A 25,670-nucleotide genomic window follows, 5' to 3' on the forward strand; every position below is an offset into this window, starting at 1 on the left:
AGGCAATGGCCCTGATTGTATAGCCGATAAATCGGCCTCTCTGGATGAAATGTATCGGCGCTGCATGAAGCGCGCGCCCACAACGTTCCATTACCTTTGCCCGTCCCGTTTTTGGCCGATGTGCCGTCACGTTCCCTTGTTATAGTTCGGGCCTTATCACTCGCCAGTCAGGGATCACTGCCATGTCCGAATACCAAGCTTTCGTCGTCGAACTCACCGGCAACGTTGCCCATGTGCAGATCAACCGCCCGGAAAAGATCAACGCGATGAACGCGGTGTTCTGGACCGAAATCATCGACATCTTCCAGTGGGTCGAAGACACCGACGCCGTACGCGCCGTGGTGCTGAGCGGTGCCGGGAAGCATTTCTCTTCCGGCATCGACCTGATGATGCTGGCCTCGGTGGCCAATGAGTTCGGCAAGGACGTGGGCCGCAATGCGCGCTTGCTGCGCCGCAAGATCCTGGAGCTGCAAGCCTCGTTCAATGCCGTCGACAACTGCCGCAAGCCGGTGCTGGCGGCGATCCAGGGTTACTGCATCGGCGGTGCCATCGACCTGATCAGCGCCTGCGACATGCGCTACGCCGCCGAAGGTGCGCAATTCTCCATCAAGGAAATCGACATCGGCATGGCCGCTGACGTCGGCACCCTGCAGCGCCTGCCGCGCATCATCGGTGACGGCATGCTGCGCGAGCTGGCTTACACCGGCCGTCAGTTTGGCGCCGAAGAGGCGCGCAGTATCGGCCTGGTCAATCGCGTCTATCCCGATCAGGACAGCCTGTTGGCTGGCGTCATGGACATCGCCCATGAAATCGCTGCCAAATCGCCGATTGCGGTCACCGGTACCAAGGCCATGATCAGCTACATGCGTGACCACACCGTCAATGATGGCTTGGAATACGTTGCCACCTGGAACTCGGCTATGTTGCAATCCAACGACCTGCGCGTGGCCATCGCGGCCCACATGAGTAAGCAGAAACCCGAATTCGTGGATTGACTGACATGACCCCAGGCTGGATTACCACAACGCTGCTGGACAACGACACCCCCGGCGGCTGGGCCGTCGCCCGCAGCCGCGACGGCTTTTTGCATGACACCAACGGCCCGTTGTTCCCCCGGGAATGGCTCAAGCGCCAGGACCTGTCGGTGTTCGCCGAACACGGCATCGGCCACCTCGACGGCGAGCCGGTGTACCTGCTGGAACTCAATGCTTCTACTGAAGTGCCGGGTTGCAGCTGGCAGGGGCTGCGCGGCTTCATGCTGCAAGGCGATCACACCCTTTACAAGGTGCTGGGCTACGCGGCGCAGATCGGCACCTGGGCGCGGGAACACCGGTTTTGTGGGAGTTGCGGCCAGGCCATGGTCCAAGTGCCACGTGAGCGTGCGATGCATTGCCAGGCCTGCGATTTGCGCAGCTATCCGCGTATTTCGCCCAGCATGATCGTGCTGGTGACCCGTGGCGACGAGATCCTGCTGGCGCGTTCGCCACGTTTTGTCACGGGGGTGTACAGCACGTTGGCGGGGTTTGCCGAGCCGGGCGAGTCGGCCGAAGACTGCCTGATCCGCGAGGTGCGCGAGGAAGTGCAGGTGGAGGTCAAGAACATCCAGTACATGGGCAGCCAGTGCTGGCCGTTCCCGCATTCGATGATGCTGGGTTTCCATGCCGAGTACGCCGGCGGTGACATCGTGCCCCAGGCTGATGAGATCGAAGACGCGCAGTGGTTCAACATCCACGATTTGCCGCCGTTGCCGGCGTCACGTTCGATTGCTCGTTACCTGATCGACCTCTACCTGGCCCGTCGCCTAGGCCACGCTGAACCAGTGCTGCCAGGCTAGGCGCACGGTCAGGCCAAGGACCACGGTGATAAACACCGGGCGAATGAATTTGGCGCCGCCGCTGATTGCGCTGCGTGCGCCAAAGAATGCGCCACACATCACCGAGACGCCCATGGCCAGGCCGACGATCCAGTCCACCGAACCATTGATGATGAACACCGTCAGCGCCGCCGCGTTGCTGACGAAGTTCATGCTGCGCGCCACGCCGCTGGCTTTCACCAGGTCGATGGGGTGCAACAGCATCGTGCTCACGGTCCAGAACGCCCCGGTGCCGGGGCCGGCCACGCCATCGTAGAAGCCCAGGCCGAAGCCCTGGGTGGATTGCCATTTCTTCTTGATCGGCGCATCGGCGTCCAGCGGCGCCTTGGGCGTGCCGCCGAACAACAGGTACACACCGCAGGCGAACACAATCACCGGCAACATCTTGTTCAGGGTTTCAGCGGGCAGGTAATGGGCGACCACGGCGCCGGTCAACGCACCGATCAGCGTGCCGACGATGGCATGCACCCACTGGCGCGGATGGAATAGCTTGCGCCGATAGAAGGTGAAACTGGCGGTGGCCGAGCCAAAGGTGGAGCTGAGCTTGTTGGTGCCCAGTACCAGGTGCGGCGGCATGCCGGCGGTGAGCAGCGCAGGGGTGGTGAGCAAACCGCCACCGCCGGCGATGGCGTCGATGAAACCGGCGATAAAGGCGACAACCGCCAGGATGGCCAGGGTGGTGAGGTCTACGCTGAGTTCGAAGGGCATGGGCAGGGCTTAGAGTGGCGGGGCGCAGAAAGGGGCTGCGCCAAAGGCCGCCATCTTACCTGCAACCCACCGGCAACGGTATCAACCGTGACGCTTCTCCAGCCACTCCAACGCCGTCCGCCAGATACAAATCCCCAGGAAATACGCCGACATCACCGACCACAAGCCAAACGTCCATGGGTTGGTGTTCGGGTAATCCATCACCATCAAGAAGCTGCACAGCAGCCAGATTGTGGTCACTGCGATGTTGATCGGCATGAACCGTTTCACCCGGAACGGGTGCAGGAATTTCATCGGCGTCACGGTCAGCAGGGCCAGGCCGATCACGGTGAGCAAGGTGACCCAGGCTTCTGGCTGGATGATATAGACGCACAAGGCCACCACGTTCCATGCGGCGGGGAAGCCGACGAAGTAGTTGTCCTTGCTCTTCATGTTGACGTTGCAGAAGCAGAACAGCGACGACACCAGGATCACCGACACCGTGAAGAGATGGGTAAAGTCCGGCAGGTCGATATAGCGATAGATAAACAGTGCGGGGATAAACACGTAGGTGAGGTAATCGATCACCAGGTCGAGCACCGAGCCGTCGAAGCTCGGCAGTACCGTGCTGACATTCACCCGTCGCGCCAGTGAGCCATCAACCCCGTCCACCACCAGTGCCAGGCCCAGCCACAGCAGGCAGGCCTTGGGAGAGTTTTCCAGCAGCGCCAGGGTGGCCAGGAAGGCCAATACCACACCGGTGGCGGTAAAGCCGTGGGCGCCCCAGGCTTTGAGTCTGGCTACATGCAGGGTCGATATCACGGGCGGTTCTCCAAAAGGTGAAACGGGGCAGCCGACGACGTGACGCCGTCGAGTCTGGCCGGGGAATGCAGGTATCGACCGGGAAGGGGGTAAGAAGGTTCACCACCCCGGTGTATCACTTAGCGTAGCAAGCGTAAGACGTTTCGGCATCAGCCCTGGCGGAACACCAATGCCTTTAAGCCACTTCGCACATCAATATCAGGAAATTCCGGCGGGTTTTGCAGCCTTTCAACAAAACGCAGGTTCGGTGCTTCGCGGGTAACGCCGTCGATCAGGAAGTCTTCGCCGAAGGCCGGGTCATTCATGCACGCCAATACGGTGCCCTGTGGCGTGAGCAGATCCGGCAGGCGGCGCAGCACGCGCTGGTAGTCCTTGGTCAGCAGGAAGCTGCCTTTCTGGAAGGAGGGCGGATCAATGATCACCAGGTCGTAGGGGCCGTTGTTGGTAACTTTGGCCCAGGACTTGAACAGGTCGTGGCCGAGGAAACTGACGTTGCTCAGGTCATGACCATTCAGGCGATGGTTGTCACGGCCCCGGCTCAGGGCGCCACGGGCCATGTCCAGGTTCACCACGTGGTCGGCGCCGCCTTCGATGGCCGCCACCGAGAAGCCACAGGTGTAGGCAAACAGGTTGAGAACGCGCTGGCCCTTGGCGTGCTCGCGTACCCAGTTGCGGCCGTAACGCATGTCGAGGAACAGCCCGCTGTTCTGTTTTTTACCCAGGTCGATCAGGTAGCGCAGGCCGCCTTCGGTGATGGTCAACTCGTCGACCGGGTCACCCGACAGCCATTCGGTGGTGCTTTGCGGCAGGTAACGGTGTTGCAGGGCGATGGTGTACGTACCGAACTCGGTTTTCAGCAAGTGCTTCAAGGCTTCCAGCTGCGCAGCGTCCGGCTCCTTGAACAACGCCACCAGCAGCACGCCTTGCAACCAGTCCACCGTCAGTTGCTCCAGGCCCGGCCAGCAACGGCCACGGCCGTGGAACAGGCGGCGGGTTTCAGCCGGCGGGGTCGCCAGGGCGGCGAGCAGGTGGGTGTGCAGGGTGGCGAGTGCGTCTGGGGTCATCGTTAAACGTCGGTCGTTGAGCGGGCGGCATTTTAAACACAATTGCGGGCTATCGTCCTGCTTGAGCATAACGTGCTGGCAAAAACACGATTGGCAGTGATTCATGCTCAAAATTCAACGGCGTGCGCCTGATAACAGGCAAAAAATCCTCCCGCACCGACATAAACTGGAAAAAAAGCCCGGAGGTGCCCATGAACGGTTTCACGAATGCGGTGATGGATCAGCAAGAGTTGGATGAGTGGCGCGACGCCCTGGCGTCCCTGGTCAGCCACGCCGGCCCCGCGCGGGCGCGGCAGATCCTCGACCTGCTGGCCCAGGACGCCAGTGCGCCGCCCATCGACTGGAAACCGCGCCACGGCACGCCCTACATCAATAGCATCAGCGTGGCGCAGCAACCGGCATTCCCCGGCGACCTGGCTACTGAAGAACGTCTGGCCTCGCTGGTGCGCTGGAACGCCTTGGCCATGGTGGTGCGTGCCAACCAGGCCTACGGCGAGCTGGGTGGTCATATCGCCAGTTACGCCAGCGCGGCGGACTTGTTCGAAGTCGGTTTCAACCACTTTTTTCGCGCCCGCAACGAGGGCTTCGGTGGCGATCTGGTGTTCTATCAGCCGCATTCCGCGCCCGGCATCTATGCACGAGCCTTCCTTGAAGGCCGCTTGAGCGAGAGCGACCTGGCCCACTATCGCCAGGAAATAGGCGGGCCCAAGCAGGGCGCACGCGGTCTGTCCAGCTACCCGCACCCGTGGCTGATGCCGGATTTCTGGCAGTTTCCCACCGGTTCCATGGGCATTGGTCCCATCAGTTCGATCTTCCAGGCGCGCTTCATGCGCTATTTGCAGCACCGCAATTTGCAGGACACCACCGACCGCCATGTGTGGGGCGTCTTCGGCGACGGCGAGATGGACGAGCCGGAAAGCATGTCGGCCCTGACCCTGGCCGCCCGCGAAGGCCTGGACAACCTGACCTGGGTGGTCAACTGCAACCTGCAACGCCTCGACGGCCCGGTGCGTGGCAATGGGCGCATCATCGATGAGTTGGAGGCGTTGTTTGCCGGCGCCGGCTGGAACGTGATCAAGCTGGTGTGGGGCTCGGACTGGGATGCGTTGTTGGCCAAGGACGCCGATGGTTCGCTGGTCAACACTTTGTCCAACACGGTTGACGGTCAATTCCAGACCTTCGCCGCCAAGGACGGTGCCTACAACCGTGAACACTTCTTCGGCCAGAGCGAGTCCCTGGCCCGGCTGGTCGAGGGCATGAGCGATGAGCAGATCGACCGCCTCAAACGCGGCGGCCACGACATGGTCAAGATCCATGCGGCCTACCACGCCGCGCGCGCAGTCAAAGGCAAACCCACGGTGATCCTGGCCCAGACCAAGAAAGGCTTCGGCATGGGCGAGGCCGGGCAGGGCAAGATGACCACTCACCAGCAGAAGAAGTTGGACCGCGACGCGTTGATCGCCTTCCGCAATCGCTTCCAGTTGCCGCTGACCGATGAACAGACCGAATCCCTGAGCTTCTTCAAACCGGCCGAGGACAGCCTGGAGTTGCGCTATCTGCACCAGCGCCGAACAGCGTTGGGCGGCTACGTGCCCAGCCGCAGCCAGGTCGCCGCCCCGGTGAGCGTGCCAGCCGTATCGGGTTACGCCGGCTTCGCCACGGCGGCCGACGGCAAGGAAATGTCCACCACCATGGCGTTCGTGCGCATGTTGACCAACCTGCTCAAGGACAAGGCGCTGGGGCCGCGCATCGTGCCGATCGTGGCGGATGAAGCGCGCACGTTTGGCATGGCCAACCTGTTCAAACAGATTGGCATCTATTCCAGTGTCGGCCAGCGTTACGAGCCGGAAGACATCGGCTCGATCCTCAGCTACCGCGAAGCCACCGACGGGCAGATCCTGGAGGAGGGCATCAGTGAAGCCAGCGCCATCAGTTCCTGGGTCGCGGCGGCCACCAGTTATTCGGTGCATGGCCTGCGCATGTTGCCGTTCTACATCTATTACTCGATGTTCGGCTTCCAGCGCGTCGGCGACCTGATCTGGGCCGCCGCCGACCAACGCGCCCGTGGCTTCCTGCTCGGCGCCACCGCCGGGCGCACCACCCTGGGTGGCGAAGGCTTGCAGCATCAGGATGGCAGCAGCCATCTCACCGCGGCCACCGTGCCCAACTGCCGCGCCTACGACCCGGCGTTCGCCGGGGAATTCGCGGTGATCCTCGACCACGGCATGCGCCAGATGCTGGAACAGGATGTGGACGAGTTCTACTACGTGACCCTGATGAACGAAAACTACCCGCAGCCAAGCCTGCCGGAAGGGGTTGAAGCGGCGATTATCAAAGGTATGTACCGCCTGCAAGGCACGGCCAATGCCCAGGTGCGCCTGCTCGGGTCCGGCACGTTGGTACGCGAGGCGCAAGCGGCGGCACAGTTGCTGGCAGACGATTGGCAGGTGACGAGTGAAGTGTTCAGCGTCACCAGTTTCAGCGAGCTGGCGCGGGATGCACGGGAGATGGAGCGCTGGAACCGGCTGCACCCGCAGGCCGCTGCGCGGATCAGCCATGTGAAGGAATGCTTGCCCAAAGGCGCACCGGTGATTGCGGTGTCCGACTATGTGCGGGCCGTGCCGCAGATGATTGGCTCTTACCTGGATTCCAACTACACCGTGTTGGGCACTGACGGCTTTGGGCGCAGTGATACACGGGCGGCGTTGCGGGATTTTTTTGAGGTGGACCGCCATCACATCGTGCTGGCGGCGTTGACGGCGTTGGTGGAGCAGGGGCGTCTGGAGGCGCGGGTGTGCCAGGAGGCGATTGAGCGTTATGACCTGCAGGCCGAACGCGCAGCCTCCTGGAATGGCTGAGTCAGAAACTGGTTATCAGTGGGGGCCCAAACGCCTCCCTGATGAACCCCGGCGCGATATACCGCTCGTAATGCGCCTCTGACAGCAGGAAAAACTCCCGGTCAATCGCATCCCGCAGATCCGCCAGGCTGCGCTCGCGAAACTCCGGTAGCAACGCCAGCCCATACGCGTCCAGCTTGGAAATCACTCGCGCACCCCGGGCAATCAGCTGATACGCCCAGCAATACGCCGACTGGTGCGGCATGAAGCGGATCTTGCGCGTCTCAAGCTGCTGACGCAGCAACTGCGCATCAAACACCTCCAACTTGCTGGCCATGACCTGCACCAGCAATTGCTCCAGGCGCAGCCACACTGCCTGTTTCTCGTCGGCGTTGTAGCCGTTCCACTGAATCACCTCATGGTGATAACGCTTGCAGCCCCGGCAGACCAGGTCCCCGTAAACGGTGGAGCACAGGCCGACGCAGGGGGTCTTGATGGTTTGATTGGGCATAAGTCAGTGAAACCGGATTAATGTGGGAGCAACTGTCTTTGAGGATTTATTTTAAAAATAATCCTTTCGGACATGGCTTCGCCAGTAATACCGCGTAGCGGTATTACTGGCGAAGCCCGCGCTTCAGTAAAGTGCCCCTCATTTGTTATCAGGCTGCGGGGACCTGAGATTTCTGCTCTCTCCAACCCGTGCCATCTCGCAGCATTGCGTTTAGACGAATCAAGAGCTTTCGCATGCATGCCACAACAGCGACCTTCGCAAGCTTGCCTCGCGCTCGCAGAGCCTCATATTCGGCTTTGACTTGCGGATCGTGCTGAACCATTGACCAGGTCGACATATAGGTTGCGCCACGCACCGTATAGCGCCCGCCCTCGATTGATCTAGGGCCGCTCTTCTTGCCGCTATCGTTGTTGTAGGGCGCTAACCCTGCCAAAGCCGCAATCTTGCGTCCCGACACGGTTCCAAGCTCAGGAAGAAATGCCAAGAGCGTTCCGCAGGTGATGGCTCCGATCCCTTTCACCGACCTCAGTCGTCTGGCTTTCTCCTGATCCAGCACGGTCGAGGCATCCTCAATCTCCTTACCCAATGACTTGATCTGGCCCTCCAGGTAAGCGATGTGATCGGTGTAAGTGGATATGGCTTTAGCGCATGTGGTTTGCTTCATCCGGCGCTTGTCGCTGTCCCGGCTCTTGACCAAGCTGCCTCGCAGCTTGAGCAATTCGCCCAGCTCATCCCGATCCTTATTCGGTTCAACATGCGGCAAGTCCTCGAAATCTCTCGCAAATTTCGCCAGCATCTGAGCATCGATCTTATCGGTTTTAGCTATCTTGCCCATTGCTCTCGCATAGTCGCGAGCGCGTTTTGGATTGACGCGAAAGACATTCAAACCCTCCAACCGCAAGGCTCTGAGCAATGCCCTTTCATAGCCGCCGGTGGCTTCAAGCAAGACCCTTCCCACCTCAAGCTCGTTCAGGCATGTGATCAGCCGAGTGAAGCCCTCAAGGTCATTACTGACCTGAAACTGCGTGTAATTCGCAGGAAGAAACCCCACATCCACAGTCGCTTTCGAAACATCGAGACCAACATAGTAGGAAATCATCGCCAAACCCTCTTACACTCAAGAAGTGAGAGCACTCTGACCTATCCCTAGCTTGTGATTTCGAGTTTTGCCGCTCATCCAACTGTTCGGGCTTCTGGTCAGAGTGAGAGGTGGATGGCGACTTGGCTCCCACTCGTGCTTTAAGCACCGCTGGCTTTCAGTCTGCCATCCACTGCTCTCACCCTTCTGAGTTTAAGAGATCTTGAAGACACAAGCTGGCTTACTGTGGCGAGGGAGCTTGCTCCCGCTGGAGTGCGCAGCGCTCCCAAGCTTTTGGGGCCGCTTCGCGGCCCAGCGGGAGCAAGCTCCCTCGCCACAAAGCCCGCTCCCACACTTTTAGTCCCAGCTCAGCGCGCCGCCAGTCTGGTACTCGATCACACGAGTCTCAAAGAAGTTCTTCTCTTTCTTCAAGTCCATGATCTCGCTCATCCATGGGAATGGGTTAGTCGTCCCTGGATACTCTTCCTTCAACCCAATCTGCGACAGACGACGGTTAGCGATGAACTTGAGGTAGTCCTCCATCATCGCCGCGTTCATGCCCAGCACACCTCGCGGCATGGTATCGCGCGCATATTCGATCTCCAGCTGCGTCCCTTGCAGGATCATCTGGGTCGCTTCTTCCTTCATCTCGGCATCCCACAGGTGTGGGTTTTCGATTTTGATCTGGTTGATCACGTCGATACCGAAGTTCAGGTGCATCGACTCGTCACGCAGGATGTACTGGAACTGCTCCGCGACGCCGGTCATTTTGTTGCGACGGCCCATGGAAAGGATCTGGGTGAAGCCGCAGTAGAAGAAGATGCCTTCCAGTACGCAGTAGTAGGCGACCAGGTTGCGCAGCAGCTCTTTGTCGGTTTCGACGGTGCCGGTTTCGAATTTCGGATCGGAGATCGAACGGGTGTATTTCAAACCCCAGGCGGCTTTTTTCGCGACCGATGGGATCTCGTGGTACATGTTGAAGATCTCGCCTTCATCCATGGCCAGGGATTCGATGCAGTACTGGTAGGCGTGGGTGTGGATCGCTTCTTCGAAGGCCTGGCGCAGGATGTACTGGCGGCACTCCGGGTTGGTGATCAGGCGGTACACGGCCAGCACCAGGTTGTTGGCGACCAGGGAGTCGGCGGTGGAGAAGAAGCCGAGGTTGCGCATGACGATGCGACGTTCGTCGTCGGTCAGGCCTTCGGGGTTTTTCCACAGGGCGATGTCGGCGGTCATGTTGACCTCTTGCGGCATCCAGTGGTTGGCGCAACCGTCGAGGTACTTCTGCCAGGCCCAGTCGTACTTGAACGGCACGAGTTGGTTGAGGTCGGCACGGCAGTTGATCATGCGTTTTTCGTCAACGGCGACGCGGGCGGCGGAGCCTTCAAGCTCGGCGAGGCCTTCGGCGACGTCGAGTTTGTCGAGGGCGGCCTTGGCGCGGATGATCGCGGCGGAGTCGTTGGCGGTCACGTTACGGGCTTCCAGCGCGGCGGCGGCGCCGGCACCGTCGAGACGGTCCATGTTGGCTTCGCTGGCGTGGCCGGCGTTGGCGCCCTTGATCACCGCTGCACCGGTGTCTTCGTTGTCGACTTCATCCCAACTCAGCATGGAAATGCTCCTTCCTGGTATTCGAAAAATAAGTGTTTTTGCAGGCTTCAAGGCATTGAAATACTGCGCATAGTGTGGTCGGTAAATCCCGATACTGCACACTATGTAGTGGTCTGTTTTGTTTGTGGGCACACTATATGGTGTGTAACAACGATGGTCAACGCACAAGACGACCACCATCGTCGCAGGGGGTATGAGCAAAACTCACCGCCCCATGACTTTTAATGGTTACGGCCGCTTTCCTACCCAGTGCTAAAAATTCGCCAACCAGCTCCCCATAACAACAACGAGCGTTTGCGCAATGAAAACACTGGATCTCTACATCGGCGAAGGTTTCGAAGGCCCGGGCGTCAACGCGGCCCACATCAATATCCTGATCGGCCCACGCAACGGCCCGGCGGGCCAGGCTTTCGCCAATAGCCTCGCGTCACCAAGCCAGGGCCATTGCCCGTTCATGGTGATTGCCCAACCGAATATCCCGGTCAAGCCCATGACCCTGTACGTCAACAAGGCTGAAATCAGCAGCGATTTGCACGGCAACGCCACCTGGGGCGCGTCCCAGGCCGGTATCGCCAAGGCGGTGCTGGAAGCCCTGCTCGACGGCACCTTGCCTCCGGAAGCCGAAGACGGGTGGGCCATCGTCACCGCGAACTGGGTCAACCCAGGCTGCGATGACCTCGACGCCGTCTACCTGAACAACTACAACGCCTGCCGCACCGCGATCCGCGCCGCCCTGACCGGCACGCCGTTCACCGCGCAGTTGGCCGACGTGGTCAACCACATCAGCAACCCTTTCTACACGCCAAAGGCCTGAGGAGATTCCCATGCAATACACTCGATTGGGCAACTCCGGCCTGCAAGTCTCGCGCCTGTGCCTGGGCACCATGAACATGGGCACCCCGGACTGGAAACCGTGGATTTTCGACGAAAAGCAAAGCGAGCCCATCGTCGCCCACGCCCTGGCCAACGGCGTCAACTTCATCGACCTGGCTGACTTCTATTCCGCCGGCGTCGGCGAAGAAGTGGTGGGGCGCATCCTCAAGCGCGTGGCGCGGCGTGACGAGATCGTCGTCACCACCAAGGTCGGCTACGGCACCCGCAGCGGCATCAACGCCAGCGGTCATTCGCGCAAGCACATCATGGACAGCATCGACGCCTCCCTCAGCCGCCTCGGCATGGATTATGTGGACGTGTTCATGCTGCATTACTTCGATGTGAACACTCCGGTCGAAGAAACCATGAACGCATTGAACGACATCGTGCGTTCCGGCAAGGCGCGCTACATCGGCGTGTCGACCATGCTCACCGGCCAGTTGGCCAAGATCCTCATGGCTTGCGAGCGCAATGGCTGGGTCAAGCCGATCAACATGCAACTGCAACTGAACTGCGCCTACCGCGAAGAAGAGCGTGAGATGATCCCGTTCTGCCGCGATCAGGGCCTGGGCGTCTCGGTGTTCAGCCCGCTGGCCCGTGGCTTGCTCACCGGCGAAGTGCAGTCGACCCGCAACCAGACCGACTTCTTCACCCAGCAGATGTACAGCGACCAGGCGTCGTTTGACATCGCCCACTCGGTGCAACGCGTGGCCCGCGCCCGTGGCGTGTCCAACGCGCAGATCGCCCAGGCCTGGGTCGCCAACCACCCCGGCGTCGACGTGATGCTGGTGGGCGCCGACACCACCGAACAATTCGATAGCGCACTGGCCGCCTTGGACACCCCATTGGATGCCGAGGAACTCCACGAACTGGAGCGCAACTACACCCCGTGCGATGTGATCAACGACTACACCGCCGGCAAGCGCATCCTGCGTGCGGCCCGTCCGGGCCTGGACCGTTTCAACCTGATCGAGGCCGTGGCATGAACCCGCTGATCCGCAAGGGCAACTACATCAATGGTCAATGGTCCAGCGGTGGGCCGACCTACCCGGTGCTCAACCCGGCCAATGGCGCGCTGATCGCTGATGTACAGCGCGCCGCCGGCGAAGAAACCAACCTGGCCATCGACGCCGCCCACCGCGCCTTGCCGGCCTGGCGCAAGCTCACCGCCAAGGAACGCAGCCAGCGCCTCAAGCGCTGGAGTGAGCTGATGCTCAGCAACCAGAAAGACCTGGCGCAATTGCTCAGCTTGGAGCAGGGCAAACCCCTGGCCGAAGCCATGGGCGAAGTGGTCTACGCCGCGAGCTTCCTGGAATGGTTTGGTGAAGAAGCCAAGCGCGCCTACGGTGATGTGATCCCGAGCCACAAGGCGGATGCGCGCATCATCGTGGTCAAGGAAGCCATCGGTGTGGTCGCGGCGATCACGCCGTGGAACTTCCCCCTGGCCATGGTCACCCGCAAGGTCGGCCCGGCGCTGGCGGCGGGGTGCACGATGATCCTCAAGCCTTCGGAAGAAACCCCGCTGTCGGCGTTCGCCCTGGCGGTGTTGGCCGAGCAGGCGGGGATTCCGGCGGGGGTGTTCAACATTGTCTCCGGCGATGCCGTGGCGATTGGCGGTGCACTGCAAGCCTCCAGTGTGGTGCGCAAGCTGTCGTTCACCGGCTCGACCCGCACCGGCAAGCTGCTGATGCGCCAGGCGGCGGACACCCTGAAAAAGGTCTCTCTGGAACTGGGCGGCAACGCGCCGTTCATTGTGTTCGACGATGCCGACCTGGATGCCGCCGTCAAAGGCGCCATGGCCTCCAAGTTCCGCAACACCGGGCAGACCTGTGTGTGCGTCAACCGTTTCTTTATCCAGGACGGCGTGTACGACGCCTTCACCCGCAAACTGGCCGAAGCCGTCAGCGCCATGCGTGTTGGCAGTGCCTTGGATGGCGAAACGGAGCAAGGCCCGCTGATCAACGCCGCTGCGTTGGCCAAGGTCGAAGCCCATGTCGGTGATGCCCTGGAGAAGGGCGCCACGCTGTTGTGCGGCGGCCGTCGCCATGCACTGGGCGGCACCTTCTTTGAACCGACCATCCTCACCGAAGCCCGCGGCGACATGTTGATCGCCCAGGAAGAAACCTTCGGGCCCGTGGCGGCGTGCTTCCGTTTCAAGGACGAGGCTGAAGTGCTGCAACGCGCCAATGACACGCCGTTCGGCTTGTCCGCCTACTTCTACAGCCGCGACATCGGCCGCGTGTGGCGCATGGCCGAAGGCCTGGAAGCCGGCATGGTGGGGATCAACGAAGGGATCATCTCCACCGAAGTCGCGCCGTTTGGCGGCATCAAGGAATCGGGCCTGGGCCGTGAAGGTTCCAAGTACGGGCTGGAGGATTACCTGGAGATCAAATACCTGTTGATGGGGGGCCTGTAACCCCCTTGTGATGTGATGATGTAGTGAGCGGGCGTGCTGTGGTGAGTGGGCTGTTGTGGTGAGCGGGCTTGCCCCGCGCTGGGCTGCGCAGCAGCCCCAAAACCTGCCAATAAGGTCTAACTGGATGTCTGAATTAGGGCCGCTTCGCGCCCCAGCGCGGGGCAAGCCCGCTCACCACAATGGGCATTCTTGCGGCGATCCTGGTGTTCGGCGCGATCATTTCCTGGGCCTGGGCCCCGGAAACCAAGGCTCCGCCGGTGTCAGGGGTTGCTGACCTGGCCCAGCCACTGCGTAAACAACCGCACCTTGGATAAACCCTGTTTGTCCGTCGCCACATCCAGCCAATAGCCATAAGGGCCGATCACTTCCACGGGGGTGATCGGCAACAGGCTGCCGTTGGCCAACTCACGTTCGATCATCTGCCGGTCGATCACCGCCAAGCCACCGCCTGCCAGGGCGGTGTGGATCACCTGGTCCAGGGTGCTGAATTCCAGGCCCTGGTCCGCATCGATGTCCTCACGGCCCATGGCCGCCAGCCAGTTTTCCCAGACCTTCAAACGCTTGCCGTCGTGCAGGATATGCAGCAGCGGAAATCGCCGCAGGTCCGGCGGTCGGCCGTCGCTGAACAATTCCGGACTGGCGACCGCGATGTGCCGCTCCATCACCAGCAGCTCACTGCTGCAATGCGCCGCCGGTTCCAGGCCGAAACGGATCTGGCAGTCGATTTCCGCCAGGTTGTCGTGGGTCGCCTGGTGGGTGATGCTGAGATTGATATCCGGGTAGCGCTCGCAGAAGCGCCGCAAATGCGCGGACAGCCAACGCGTGGCCCAGGTCGGCGGTGCGACGATACGCAGGCGCTGGCGCAGGTTGGGCACGCGCACGGCTTGCAGGGCGCGTTCGATATGGTCGAAGGCGTCGCTCAAGTGCGGGGAGAGGGCAAAACCGGCTTCGGTCAGGGACAGGCCTTGGGGCGTGCGGATAAAGAGGGCAACGCCAAGGTAGTCCTCCAGTTGCTTGATCTGGCGGCTGACTGCGCCCTGGGTGACGTTGAGGCCTACGGCGGCCTGGCTGAAGCTGCGGTGGCGGGCGACTTCTTCGAAGACGCGGAGCATGTTGAGAGAGGGGAGGTGGCGCATGAAATGGACTCCTACCGTGTTTGTAGTGAGCGGGCTTGCCCAGCGCGGGGCAAGCCCGCTCACTACAAGGAGCAGTGGCTTAGAAATAGTAACCAATGTTCATGTACAGCTGATTCTCCCACTGGTTGCTACCCCCAGCCCCCAGGCTCTGGGTGTAGCTGCTGCCACCGATGTACGGGTCATTCTTGCCAATCAACCACTCCGTCGCAATCCACAACTTGCTGAACGAAAACGACGTACCGAGGATCACCCGCTGGGAGGTCTTGAACTCATCGGCGGACTTGTCGAAGGCGCTGTAGTTGGCATACAGCTTCACACCGCTGACCTGATCCCACAGGTACTTGCCGCCCACGTCATAACTTAGGTCTGCCACATACAGGTTGCCGCGGCTGGCGACGTTGAAGGTGCCGTCATAACCGCCCAGGGTCACCACTTCGTCGGTGCCGGCGTTGCGCGGCGACATCTGTTGGCGCGCCGCCTGCAATTGCAGGCCCCACGGGCCGTTTTTGCCCAGGTAGTGGAGGGCCACGGCGTTGCGTCGGCCATCGTTGCCGGTGTCTTTGTTTTCCAGGGTGGAGGTGAGGCCGGACAGGCCGACTTCGGATTTCCAGTCACCCAGGTCCAGGGCCTTGGCCACGCGCAGCACCACGGTATTGCGTTCCTGGTTGTCGCTGCCGTCGGCGACGTAACTGTCGGCGCCGGAGACCACGCTGGAATAGGTCACGCCCTTGCTGGTGCCCTTGCCTTGCCACGCCGGGCGCAGGTAGTAGCCGGCCTGGATATTCCAGTCGCCACTCTGCTGCACGTATTTGGCGCCGACCTGCTGCACGTCTTCCAGGCCGATCACGTTGCCCAGGGTTTCGTAGAAGGTGCTGCCGAAGTAGGGCTGCAAGCCGAATGGCACGGTGTTCAGGCCCACTTGCACCTGTTGCTCGGGGTTGAACTTGTAGCCGACCCAGGCGAACTTGGCGAACTGGATGTCGCCGTAGTTCTTGGTGTACTGGTAGGGGTACGAACGCCCGTAGAAACGGTACTGCGCCTCGCCGATCCAGCTGTCGGAGTTGTACTTGGCGCTGAGGAACACGGTGTCCAGGCCGAACTTCTGGATGTCGCGGTCCGGGTCGTAGTCCCAGCGCGCGCGGATGGCGCCGCCGAGGTCGAGGTTGTCGGTGACCTGCACGGCCATGGCCGGCGCTGCGAGGGCGCCGAGCACAGGGATGAGGGTGAAGTAGCGCATCGTTGGTCGCATGGTTTTACTCTCGTTTTTAGTTTTTTTGGGCAACAGCAGCCCGTTGCCGCAGCGAACGCTGCGACGCAGGGAAAAGGGTTGAACTCAGTGAGCCGTGGGGCGGATTAGCCGCAAGGGCGGCCCGGCGGCGGGCAGTTCGGACGCGCCCGGTGCGGCCGCCAACAGTGCCTGGGTGTAGGCGTTTTGTGGGCGCAACAGCACCTGTTCGGCGGTGCCGTACTCCACCACTTCACCCTGGCGCATCACGGCGATGTGGTCGCTGATCTGCGCGGCCACCCGTAGGTCGTGGGTGATGAACAGGATGCTCAGGTTCAGCTGCTTTTGCAGGTCAGCGAGCAACTCCAGCACCTGCTTCTGCACCGACACATCCAGCGCCGACACGCTTTCATCGGCGATCAGCACTTGCGGGCGCATCGCCAGGGCACGGGCGATGCCGATGCGTTGGCGCTGGCCGCCGGAGAACTGCCGGGGTTTGCGCTGCAATGCATCACGCTTGAGGCCGACCTGTTCCAGTAAATCACCGGCCTCGGCCCAGGCATCCTTGGCCGACAACCCACGCAATTGCGCAGCGCGAGCGATGATGTCGCCGACACGGTGGCGCGGGTTCAACGAACCATAGGGGTCCTGGAAAATCATCTGGATACGCCGCCGATTGGCCGCCAACGCCGAGCCATTCAAGGCCAGGAAATCGGTATCGCCCACCCACACATGCCCACTGTCACTGTCCACCAAGCGTATCGCCGCCTTGACCAGGGTGCTTTTGCCCGAGCCGGACTCGCCGACAATCGCCAGGGTCTTGCCCCGTGGCAGGTTCAGCGACACATTGCGCAGCGCCGCCACCGAGCTGCCGCCGACGGTGTAGGTCTTGGTCAGGTGCTCGATACGCAGGGCCATTTCGCCGTCGGCACTCGGCGCATGCAGCTCCGGGTGCAGCGCCGGCACGGCTGCGATCAGCTTGCGCGTGTAGGCGTGCGCCGGTGCGTTCAGCACCTGGTCACGCTCGCCGATTTCCACCAGGCGGCCGCCTTCCATCACTGCAATGCGGTCGGCGATCTGCGCCACCACGCCGAAGTCGTGGGTGATAAACAGAATGCCGTGCTGCCCACGCCCGCGCAGGTCGCGCACCAGTTTCAGCACCTGGGCTTGGGTCGTTACATCGAGGGCGGTAGTGGGCTCGTCGGCGATCAGCAAATCCGGGTTCATCGCCAAGGCCATGGCGATTACTACGCGCTGGCATTGGCCGCCGGAAAGCTGATGGGGAAAGCTGTTGGCGATGCGCGGCGGGTCCGGCAGTTGGGTGGACTCCAACAGCGCGAGCATGCGGTCACGGCGCTCGGCGGTGGGCATCTGCGGGGCGTGGATGTCGAAGATTTCTTCGACTTGCTTGCCGATGCGAATCGCCGGGTTCAGCGCCGCCATGGGCTCCTGGAAGATCATCGCGATGCGGTTGCCACGCAGGGCGCGCAAGCGGGCTTCGTCAAGAGTGCAGATGTCGTCGCCGAGAAAATCGATCACGCCGCCGGCATGTCGCAGGCCTTTGGCGTAGTCGCCCATGATCGCCGCCGACAGCACGGATTTGCCCGAGCCCGACTCACCGATCACGCAGAGGATTTCGCCCTTGCGCACTTCCAGGCTGATGCCCTGCACGGCGTGGCTACGGTCGGCGCCCTTGGGCAGTTCGACGCTGAGGTTGTCGACCCGCAATACGGTTTGCTGGCTGTTCATGCTCAACTCCTTGCGCCTTGCTGCGCGTGTTCATCCAGCCCGTCGGCGAGCAGGCTCAGGCCAAGCATCAGGGTGGAGATGGCGATGCAGGGGAAGATCACCAGGTGCGGGAAGGAAATGGCCATGGCGCGGCCGTCGTTGATCATGCCGCCCCAGTCCGGCGTAGGCGGTGGCAGGCCGAGGCCGAGGAAGCCCAAGGCACCGATCATGATCGCGGTGTAGCCGATACGCAGGCAGAAATCGACGATCAGCGGCCCGCCGCAGTTGGGCAATATTTCCACCAGCATGATGCGCAGCGAGCCTTCGCCCTGGGTGATGGCGCTGAGCACGTAGTCGCGCGAGCGGATGTCGATGGTCAACGCGCGCATGATGCGAAAGATCGCCGGGGCGCTGGTGAAGGTCACCGCAATCAGGATATTCAGCGCCGAGGCGCCGAGGGCGATGATGATCACGATGTATAACACCAGCACCGGGAACGACAGCACGGTATCGGCCACGTAGGACAGCGCCGCGTCCACCCAACCGTTGAAGTAGCCGGCGCACAGCCCCATGGCGATGCCCACGGCAAACGCGGTGAGGGTGGCGAGGATCGACCAGAACAGCACGGTGCGCGTGCCCCAGATCAAGCGCGAAAGGATGTCGCGGCCGATCATGTCGGTGCCGAGCAAGAAGCGTGCGCCGTCTTCGCCAGCCGTCATCGGTGTGAGCAACGGCGTGAAGCTTTCCAGCGGATCATGGGGCGCCAGCCACGGCGCGCACAGGGCGATCAGCACCCAGCCGCCGACCAGCAGCAGGCCGAGCAGGGCCAGGGGATGTTTGAAGGCGTTGAGCAGGTTCATTGGCGGCCTCCGCCGAGACTGTGCAGGGTGATGCGCGGGTTGAGCCAGGTGTAGGCCAGGTCCGAGAAGATCTTGCTGATACCCACCACCACGCCGCTGATCATTGCGCAGGCTTCGATCAGGTAGACGTCATGGTTGAGCGACGCGGTGTACAGCAGCGAGCCGAAGCCCTTGTAGGCGAAAAACACCTCCACCACGATGACGTTCGACAGCAGCCACGGGATGTACAGCATGATCACCGTGACCGGCGCGATCAGCACGTTGCGCAACGCGTGGCGCAGCACAATGCGCGTAGTGGACGCGCCTTTGAGCCGTGCGGTGCGGATATACGGCGCTTGCATCACTTCCACCATTGACGCGCGGGTAATGCGCGCCAGGTAGCCAATGCCGAACAGGCACAGCACCATCAGCGGCAGCACCAGTTCCACGGCGCTGAAGCCATCGCTCATGCTGCTTACGCCGGGCAACCAGTTGAGCCAGAACACGAAGATCGCCGAGGCGAACACCGCACTGGCGAAGTCCGGAATCGAGGTGGTGACGATCGACAGGAACGACACCAGCCGGTCGATCAGCGAGCCCTGGCGAATCCCGGCCAAGATGCCCAGGGTCAACGCCACCGGTACCATGACCAGCAAGGCCAGCCCGGCCAGGGTCAGGGTTTGCCACAGGTTGGGCAACAGCAGTTTCAACACCGGCTCGCGAAAGTACACCGAGGTGCCCCAATCGCCGGTCACGAAGTCCTTGAGCCACACCAGGTAGCGCCACAGGAAGGGTTGGTTGTAGCCGTGTTCCAGCAGCCACGCCGCGCGCTGGTCGGCGGCGGAGTAGGGGCCGAGGACGTTGATTGCCACGTCCTCGATGTTCAGCTCCAGGGCCAGGAACACGATCAGCGACACCGACAGCAGTGTCGCTAACAGCATCAGCAGTTTGCGCAATAGAAAATGAGCCATCAGGTGCATGCTCCGACGGGTAATGGGAAGGGTGTCGCGCCTCAGCTCTGCAACTCAGAAGCTCAAGCGCTCAGCCAGACATCGCCCATGGGGTAGAAGTCGGAAGGGTGCACCTGGAAACCCTGCACCTTTTTGCTCACGGCGGTGAACTTGTCGCCCCAGAACGGCTGCACGATCACGCACGCGTCCTGCAGGATCTGCTCGACGCTTTGCATGGCCACTGCGCGTTGTTTCGGGTCGATGATGCCCATGGCCTTGTCCAGCGCCGCGTCGAAGGCCGGGTCGCTGTAGTGGCTTTCGTTCCAGGCGCCACCGCCACGGTAGGCCAGTTCCAGGGACATCACGCCGAGCGGGCGATGGGCCCAGTAGGTCAGGCTGAACGCGGCCTTGTCCCAGATCGGCCAGTACTGGGCGGCCGGCACCACTTTGAGGTTGATGCGGATCCCGGCTTCCAGGCAGTTTTGCTGCAGGATTTGCGCGCAGTCCTGCTCATAACGACCCTGGGTGTTGCCGACGATCAGGTCGATGTCCAGGCCATTGGCAAAACCGGCCTCGACCAGCAGTTTTTTCGCCGCCGCCACATCGCGTTCGCGCTTGGGCAGTGGGAAATATTCGGGATGGGAAGGGGCCACATGATGGTCCTCGCCCAGGGTGCCCATGCCGCGATAGGCGACCTTGAGCATCTGGGCGTTGTCGGCGCAGAGCACCACGGCTTTACGCACGCGCACATCGGTGAAGGGCTTCTGGTCGCAGGCCATGCGCATCACCACAGTCTGCGCGGATTTGCAGCTGAGCAGTTGCGCACCGGGCAGGCGCTTAGCCAGGTCCAGTTCGGCCACGGTGACGCGGTACAGCACGTCGACTTGGCCGGCTTGCAGGGCGGCGAGGTGGGTGGACACGTCGGTGCCCATGTCGATGTAGCGCAGTTCGTCGAGGTTGGCCGGTTTGCCCCAATAGTCGGCGCGCTTGGCGAAGGTCGCCTGCTTGTTCACGGCAAACGACACCAGCTTGAACGGCCCGGTGGCCAACGGGTTTTTCGCCCAGTCATCGCCGGCCTTGAAGCTGCGGTGCACCAGGGCGCAGGTGAAGGCGTTGAGCATTTCCGGGATCGCCAGGATCGGCCGCTTGAGTTGCAGGCGAAACTGGTAGTCGCTGACTTTTTCGAAGGCCTTGATGTCCTGGAACGCGGTGCGGTTGACCGACTTGGAGTCGGCGGCAATCCAGCGCTGGATATTGTGCTGCACGTCATCGGCGTTGAAGCTGTCGCCGTTGCTCCACTTCACGTCCTGGCGCAGGTTGAAGGTCCAGGTGGCCAGATCCTCCGATGGGCTCCAGCTTTCGGCGAGGTAGGGGTGGGTGATGTTATCGGCGTCGACCCAGGTCAGGTATTCCAGGGAGTTGCGCAACAGGTTCGAGGCTTCGATCCAGGTGATCAGCATCGGGTCCTGGATTTCCTGGATGGCGCAGGCAAACCGCAGGCTGCCGCCTTGGCGGGCGGGCGCGCCGTCGGCCGCCTGGGCGTCGCTGCCGAGCAAGGCTGAACCGATGAAGGTGGAGGCACTGGCCGCGGTGATGCCGAGCAGGGCGGCGGTGCGCAGGAATTGGCGGCGGTTGATCTCGCCGCGCTGCACTTGGTTGCACAGAGCGTCGACAGCGGGGTGCGGCGCGTTACCGTCCAGGGTCGCTAGAACGTTGGAGTCGGACATGGGGCTGCTCTCATGTTGTTTTTATTAGAGATGCCCGCAGTTTTGTGATTTGCGCAAAGATCGACAAACGATAAATTCAGCCGTTAAACGTTCATTAAACGCATGTTAGTCCGCGTCAGGGCGCCAAGGTGTGGAGATAGACGGGCTGGCAGATACAAAAAATCATGTTGGCTAGGAAACCTCCTACGGATCGTGGGATGCTTGGCGCCTCGTCAGTCGTCTTCGAGTGCCTTTCATGAAACGCAAAATGCCCGGTCTCAATGCCCTCAAGGCTTTCGAGGTGGCCGGCAGCACCGGCAGTTTTACCCGGGCTGCGGAGCTGTTGAACGTGACCCAGAGCGCGGTCAGCCGCCAGGTCCGGCAGTTGGAAGAACAGTTGGGCGAGAACCTGCTGGAGCGGCGTCATCACCACTTGGAGCTGACCAGCGCCGGGCGCGTATTGCTGCGTGCGCTGCACCAATCCTTCGACAAAATCGAACTGACGGTGCGCAGTATCCAGCAGAAAACCCACTCCAATCGCCTGCACGTCAATGCGCCGCCGACCTTTACCAACCGCTGGTTGATGCCGCGCCTGGGGCGCCTGCGTGAGGCCCACCCGGAGCTGGAGTTGAGCATCACCACTTGCTTGCAGGACAGCCTGGCGCAGACCAGCACGCTCGATTGTGCGATTCGTTTTGGCAATGGTGAATGGGATGGCTTGGACAGTTCGTTGTTGATTCAGGAGCGGCATATTGCGGTGTGTGCGCCGTCGTTGTATGCCCGTGAGTGCAGCGATGGGGTGGACTTGAATCGCATGACTTTGCTGCATGTGTTGGCCAGTGAGGATCAGCGGTATCTCACGTGGAAACATTGGTTGGATGCGGCGCGGATCCATGGGGTGGATACCCAGGGTGGGTATGAGTTCGATCTGTTGGATCTGGCTATTCGGGCGGCTACGGATGGGTTGGGGATTACGATTGCTGACTGGCATATGGTGGCGGCGGAATTGGCGTCTGGGCAGTTGACTCAGGTGCTGAATGTGCATGTGGAGGGGCATCAGTCGTATTGGCTGGTGACTCGGCCGGAGCAGACGGATATGCCGCAGTTGCAGGTGTTTGGGCAGTGGTTGCAGGAGGAAATCTGGTTGGCGCAGCGGCAGCTGGAGCCTTCTACGGCGGCTAGTTGATTGGGTAGGGGTACATATCCGTTATTTGGGTAACGGCGGGTATTGGTTCCGCCCTTACGGTGAGCCCTTTCAAGGTCTTTGAAAACCCGGCGATATCTGGCTGATACCCTCCCATAAAGAGCGAACATTGCAACTGTGGCGAGCGGGCTTGTCCCGCGTTGGGCTGCGAAGCAGCCCCAGGACCAGCGGCCGAAGAGTGCCTGACTCACCGCATTCATCCTTCTAGGGTCGCTTCGCAACCCAACGCGGGACAAGCCCGCTCGCCACAGGGTACTTATCGCCATCTCTACCTAAGACCTTGAACGGGCTGGCCCTTGCGGTTCAGGTGAGGCTATAGGCTGATCTTGATCTGCGCACACAACCCACCTTCCGGCCGGTTGCTCAAGGTCAGCGTGCCGCCAATCGCTACCACCAATTGCTGGGCGATCGCCAAACCCAGGCCGGTGCCGCCGGTGCCGCGGTTGCGTGAGCTTTCCACGCGGTAGAACGGTTGCATCACCTGGATCAGTTCGTCTTCGGCGATGCCGGGGCCGTTGTCCAGGACCTTGATCGACAGTTCGCCATTGGCCGTCGAGCCGACCTCCAGTTGCGCAGCGCCGGCAAATTTGAGGGCGTTGTCCACCAGGTTGACCAGCACCCGGCGCAGGGCGTGGGGGCGGGTGTCGAGGACCACGGCGCTTTTGCCGCTGAGGCTGACCTGTTTGTGCATGTCTTGGTAATCAAATACCAGGCTGTCGAGGAAGGCGTCGAGGTTGATGCGATGGCTGGCTTCGGTGGCGCCGTGGACGCTGCGCGCGTAGGCCACGCCTTCGCGTACCAGGTGTTCCATCTCGCCCAGGTCGCTCCAGAGTTTGTCGCGTTCGGCGCAGTCCTCCATGAATTCGGCGCGCAGTTTCATGCGGGTGATCGGGGTTTGCAGGTCGTGGGAAATCGCCGCGAGGATCTGCATGCGTTCCTTGAGGTATTCGGCGATGCGTTTTTGCATTTCGTTGAACGCGGCGGCGGCGTGGGCGACTTCGGTGGGGCCATTTTCGTCCAGCGGCGTGGGGTGGGCGTTGGGGTCGAGGGTTTCCACGGCGCGGGCCAGGCGGGTCAATGGGCGGATGGCCAAGCGCACGGCGAACCAGGTGCAACCCAGCAACAACGCGAGTTGCAGCACCAGCACCACCGGCAGCCAATAGGCGACAGGCAGCATGGTGGGGCGCACGTCGATAGTGATCGGGCTGCCGTCGGCGAGGGTCATGTGCGCCTGGAAGTGTTTCTGCATGCCGGGGATGTCGCGGAAGGTCAGCGCGTAGTGTTCGCCCAGCGCATCCGCGATGGAGGTGGCGGCCATGGGCACATCATCGCTGCTCATCGGTTCGCCGGTTTCGCCGGCATTAAGCAGGTAGCGGTAGTTCTGACGGTCGAGACGCGGCAACCAGCTGGTGCGTTCGTTGGCCGGCAGGCGGTCGAGAATGGCCACCGAGGTGGACACATCGTTTTCCAGGTTGCCCAGCATGGCCGTGCGCGCACTGATGTAGCGCTCGTAGAACTGCGCGCTGAAGGACAAGCCATGGGCGCACACCAGGCTGATCAGGAAGATCAGCGACAATTGTGACGCCAGGGTACGCGGCCAGCCAAACCTTAAGCTCATTGTTCGGCCCCGAGGATTTCCACCGGCAGCGAGAACACGTAGCCCTCGCTGCGCACGGTCTTGATGTAGGCCGGTTCGCGGGCGTCATCCAGCAGGCGTTGGCGCAGGCGGCTCACCAGCAGGTCGATGGAGCGATCAAACAGATCGGCGTCGCGGCCTTGGGTCAGGTTGAGCAACTGGTCGCGGTTGAGCACGCGTTGCGGGTGGTCGAGGAATACCCGCAGCAGGCGGTATTCGGCACCGCTCAGGGCCACCAGGGTGTCGTCTTCGTCGAGCAGGTGGCGGGCAGTGGTGTCCAGGCGCCAGCGACCGAAGCGGATCAGCCGGCCGGTTTCGCTGACCACCAGGTTCGGCGGCAGCATCCGTGTGCGGCGCAATACGGCGTTGATACGCGCTAGCAATTCACGGGCGGCGAAGGGTTTGACCAGGTAGTCGTCGGCGCCCATTTCCAGGCCGATGATGCGGTCGGTTTCATCGTTGCGCGCGGTGAGCATCAGCACCGGCGTGGCCTTGTGCTTGCCCACCCGCAGTTCGCGGCACAGCTGCAAACCGTCATCGCCGGGCATCATGATGTCCAGCACGATCAGATCCACGGGGGTGGTGTCGAGGAAGCTGCGCATCTGGCGGCCGTCGGCCACCACGGTGGTGCGCATGCCGTTTTTCTTCAGGTAGTTGCCTACCAGTTCGCGGATCTCCCGGTCGTCATCGACGATCAGGATGTGATCGACATGATCCATGCTGCATTCCTCGTTAAATACTCATGGGGGCGCAGTCTAGCCACTGTCGCTGCCTTTGCCTTGTGCCCTTTGTATTGCAGTGTATCTGGCGATAAGGAGATACACGACGAAGCAAAATTGCGGGTTTGATGCGCCAAGATCGGGGTGAGGTCCTACGCCAGTCGGGAACAACGCTAGAGGTTCGCATGGCCTGAGTCGCAGGGATTCCCGGCTTAAACGCACATCCGACTGGGTACTCAAGGCCAGAAGATCAGGTTTTATTGCCTGATGAGAGTGCATTCATGACAGCCGTTACTTCGCGAGCGAGCACCACGTTCCAGACGATTGAACAATTTCAGCACCGAGATGATCGCGGTGCTGGCATTCAACACAATGGATTACCGTCCAAGACGCCGGAAGAGGCCACACAAAGGCTCTGGCGAGGAAGTGCGGGCTGGCCGGATAAGAACGGTGACGGTCATTATGAGGTGACTTATGAGTTTCGAACCTCTGAAGTCAAGGATAAAAGGCCACGCAAACTTGCCGGATTCACCCGTGTCCTAGACTCTCAAAAAGAACAGACCCGGCGCAGTTTGCAATCCATTTCTGATGTGGCAAACATCACATTTACCGAAGGACCGAAAACGGAGAAAAGCGAAGGTCACCTGACCATTGGCAATTACACGCATTTGCCCAATAAACAAGGCCAGCCCTATCCACAGACTTATTTGCCAAACCCCAAGGACTCGCGAAGCGGCGAAGCCTGGTTTGTTGATACC

The 25,670-nt window shown here is 61.4% G+C and carries 21 protein-coding genes and 1 pseudogene; 8 read left to right on the forward strand and 14 right to left on the reverse strand.

Going from position 1 to position 25,670, the window contains the following annotated elements:
• Window positions 1-182: 182 nt before the first annotated feature.
• Both OZ428_RS15535 and nudC read left to right on the forward strand, forming a co-directional pair.
• Window positions 183-995, forward strand: coding sequence for a crotonase/enoyl-CoA hydratase family protein (locus tag OZ428_RS15535; RefSeq protein WP_033898316.1), 813 nt, complete (start codon window positions 183-185; stop codon window positions 993-995).
• 5 nt (window positions 996-1,000) lie between these two features.
• Window positions 1,001-1,834: an NAD(+) diphosphatase gene (nudC, locus tag OZ428_RS15540; RefSeq protein WP_033898318.1), complete on the forward strand. Its 834-nt coding sequence runs from the start codon at window positions 1,001-1,003 to the stop codon at window positions 1,832-1,834.
• Here nudC and OZ428_RS15545 read toward each other — a convergent pair.
• The 3 genes from OZ428_RS15545 to OZ428_RS15555 form a co-directional block, all read right to left on the reverse strand.
• Window positions 1,802-2,581, reverse strand: coding sequence for a TSUP family transporter (locus OZ428_RS15545; protein ID WP_033898325.1), 780 nt, complete (start codon window positions 2,579-2,581; stop codon window positions 1,802-1,804). The genes nudC and OZ428_RS15545 overlap by 33 nt on opposite strands.
• Before the next feature lie 81 nt (window positions 2,582-2,662).
• Window positions 2,663-3,382 (reverse strand): phosphatidylcholine synthase, encoded by a 720-nt coding sequence (pcsA, locus tag OZ428_RS15550; protein WP_269133981.1) that lies wholly within the window; start codon window positions 3,380-3,382, stop codon window positions 2,663-2,665.
• Window positions 3,383-3,531: 149 nt separating this feature from the next.
• A complete protein-coding gene (locus OZ428_RS15555) occupies window positions 3,532-4,446 on the reverse strand; it encodes a class I SAM-dependent methyltransferase (RefSeq protein WP_269133982.1) in 915 nt (304 codons plus the stop codon).
• A gap of 191 nt (window positions 4,447-4,637) precedes the next feature.
• Here OZ428_RS15555 and mdeB point away from each other — a divergent pair, with 191 nt between their 5' ends.
• Complete coding sequence (gene mdeB, locus OZ428_RS15560; RefSeq protein WP_269133983.1) at window positions 4,638-7,304, forward strand: alpha-ketoglutarate dehydrogenase; 2,667 nt, start codon at window positions 4,638-4,640, stop codon at window positions 7,302-7,304.
• Between the two features lies 1 nt (window position 7,305).
• Here the strand turns inward: mdeB and OZ428_RS15565 are convergent, their stop codons facing one another.
• The 3 genes from OZ428_RS15565 to OZ428_RS15575 all read right to left on the reverse strand — a co-directional run bounded on the left by OZ428_RS15565 (window position 7,306) and on the right by OZ428_RS15575 (window position 10,480).
• The gene (locus OZ428_RS15565; protein WP_269133984.1) at window positions 7,306-7,794 is read right to left on the reverse strand and encodes a DUF1289 domain-containing protein; all 489 of its coding nucleotides are present in this window, start codon (window positions 7,792-7,794) and stop codon (window positions 7,306-7,308) included.
• Between the two features lie 148 nt (window positions 7,795-7,942).
• Window positions 7,943-8,893, reverse strand: a complete 951-nt coding sequence (locus OZ428_RS15570; RefSeq protein WP_269131116.1) for a transposase — start codon at window positions 8,891-8,893, stop codon at window positions 7,943-7,945.
• 336 nt (window positions 8,894-9,229) lie between these two features.
• A complete protein-coding gene (locus OZ428_RS15575) occupies window positions 9,230-10,480 on the reverse strand; it encodes a ribonucleotide-diphosphate reductase subunit beta (protein ID WP_005788524.1) in 1,251 nt (416 codons plus the stop codon).
• 301 nt (window positions 10,481-10,781) lie between these two features.
• Between OZ428_RS15575 and fae the strand changes: the two genes are divergently transcribed.
• The 4 genes and pseudogenes from fae to OZ428_RS15595 form a co-directional block, all read left to right on the forward strand.
• On the forward strand, window positions 10,782-11,294 hold the full coding sequence (gene fae / locus OZ428_RS15580) for a formaldehyde-activating enzyme (RefSeq protein ID WP_269133985.1): 513 nt from the start codon (window positions 10,782-10,784) through the stop codon (window positions 11,292-11,294).
• 10 nt (window positions 11,295-11,304) lie between these two features.
• A complete protein-coding gene (locus tag OZ428_RS15585; protein WP_033899610.1) occupies window positions 11,305-12,339 on the forward strand; it encodes an aldo/keto reductase in 1,035 nt (344 codons plus the stop codon).
• Window positions 12,336-13,769 (forward strand): NAD-dependent succinate-semialdehyde dehydrogenase, encoded by a 1,434-nt coding sequence (locus tag OZ428_RS15590; RefSeq protein WP_269133986.1) that lies wholly within the window; start codon window positions 12,336-12,338, stop codon window positions 13,767-13,769. The genes OZ428_RS15585 and OZ428_RS15590 overlap by 4 nt, the downstream gene beginning before the upstream one ends.
• Before the next feature lie 158 nt (window positions 13,770-13,927).
• A pseudogene (locus OZ428_RS15595) lies at window positions 13,928-14,083 on the forward strand (MFS transporter); the annotation flags it as partial.
• Here the strand turns inward: OZ428_RS15595 and OZ428_RS15600 are convergent.
• The 6 genes from OZ428_RS15600 to OZ428_RS15625 all read right to left on the reverse strand — a co-directional run bounded on the left by OZ428_RS15600 (window position 14,030) and on the right by OZ428_RS15625 (window position 21,374).
• Window positions 14,030-14,905, reverse strand: a complete 876-nt coding sequence (locus OZ428_RS15600) for a LysR substrate-binding domain-containing protein (RefSeq protein WP_269133987.1) — start codon at window positions 14,903-14,905, stop codon at window positions 14,030-14,032. The pseudogene OZ428_RS15595 and the gene OZ428_RS15600 overlap by 54 nt on opposite strands.
• Before the next feature lie 79 nt (window positions 14,906-14,984).
• On the reverse strand, window positions 14,985-16,154 hold the full coding sequence (locus tag OZ428_RS15605; RefSeq protein WP_269133988.1) for a hypothetical protein: 1,170 nt from the start codon (window positions 16,152-16,154) through the stop codon (window positions 14,985-14,987).
• An 84-nt stretch (window positions 16,155-16,238) separates the two neighbouring features.
• Entirely contained in the window at window positions 16,239-17,879 is a 1,641-nt protein-coding gene (locus OZ428_RS15610; RefSeq protein ID WP_269133989.1) for a dipeptide ABC transporter ATP-binding protein, read from the reverse strand.
• Window positions 17,880-17,881: 2 nt separating this feature from the next.
• On the reverse strand, window positions 17,882-18,718 hold the full coding sequence (locus tag OZ428_RS15615; protein ID WP_269133990.1) for an ABC transporter permease: 837 nt from the start codon (window positions 18,716-18,718) through the stop codon (window positions 17,882-17,884).
• The gene (locus OZ428_RS15620) at window positions 18,715-19,668 is read right to left on the reverse strand and encodes an ABC transporter permease (protein WP_269133991.1); all 954 of its coding nucleotides are present in this window, start codon (window positions 19,666-19,668) and stop codon (window positions 18,715-18,717) included. Before OZ428_RS15620 ends, OZ428_RS15615 begins: the two co-directional genes overlap by 4 nt.
• Before the next feature lie 62 nt (window positions 19,669-19,730).
• A complete protein-coding gene (locus OZ428_RS15625) occupies window positions 19,731-21,374 on the reverse strand; it encodes an ABC transporter substrate-binding protein (RefSeq protein ID WP_269133992.1) in 1,644 nt (547 codons plus the stop codon).
• 235 nt (window positions 21,375-21,609) lie between these two features.
• Here OZ428_RS15625 and OZ428_RS15630 point away from each other — a divergent pair, with 235 nt between their 5' ends.
• Window positions 21,610-22,539, forward strand: a complete 930-nt coding sequence (locus OZ428_RS15630; protein ID WP_269133993.1) for a LysR substrate-binding domain-containing protein — start codon at window positions 21,610-21,612, stop codon at window positions 22,537-22,539.
• Window positions 22,540-22,870: 331 nt separating this feature from the next.
• Here OZ428_RS15630 and OZ428_RS15635 read toward each other — a convergent pair whose 3' ends face one another.
• Entirely contained in the window at window positions 22,871-24,175 is a 1,305-nt protein-coding gene (locus OZ428_RS15635; protein ID WP_269133994.1) for an ATP-binding protein, read from the reverse strand.
• Entirely contained in the window at window positions 24,172-24,912 is a 741-nt protein-coding gene (locus OZ428_RS15640; RefSeq protein ID WP_028616631.1) for a response regulator, read from the reverse strand. Before OZ428_RS15640 ends, OZ428_RS15635 begins: the two co-directional genes overlap by 4 nt.
• Window positions 24,913-25,670 lie beyond the last annotated feature (758 nt).

This window comes from Pseudomonas sp. GXZC, assembly GCF_026967615.1.
GTDB lineage: Bacteria > Pseudomonadota > Gammaproteobacteria > Pseudomonadales > Pseudomonadaceae > Aquipseudomonas > Aquipseudomonas azotoformans_A.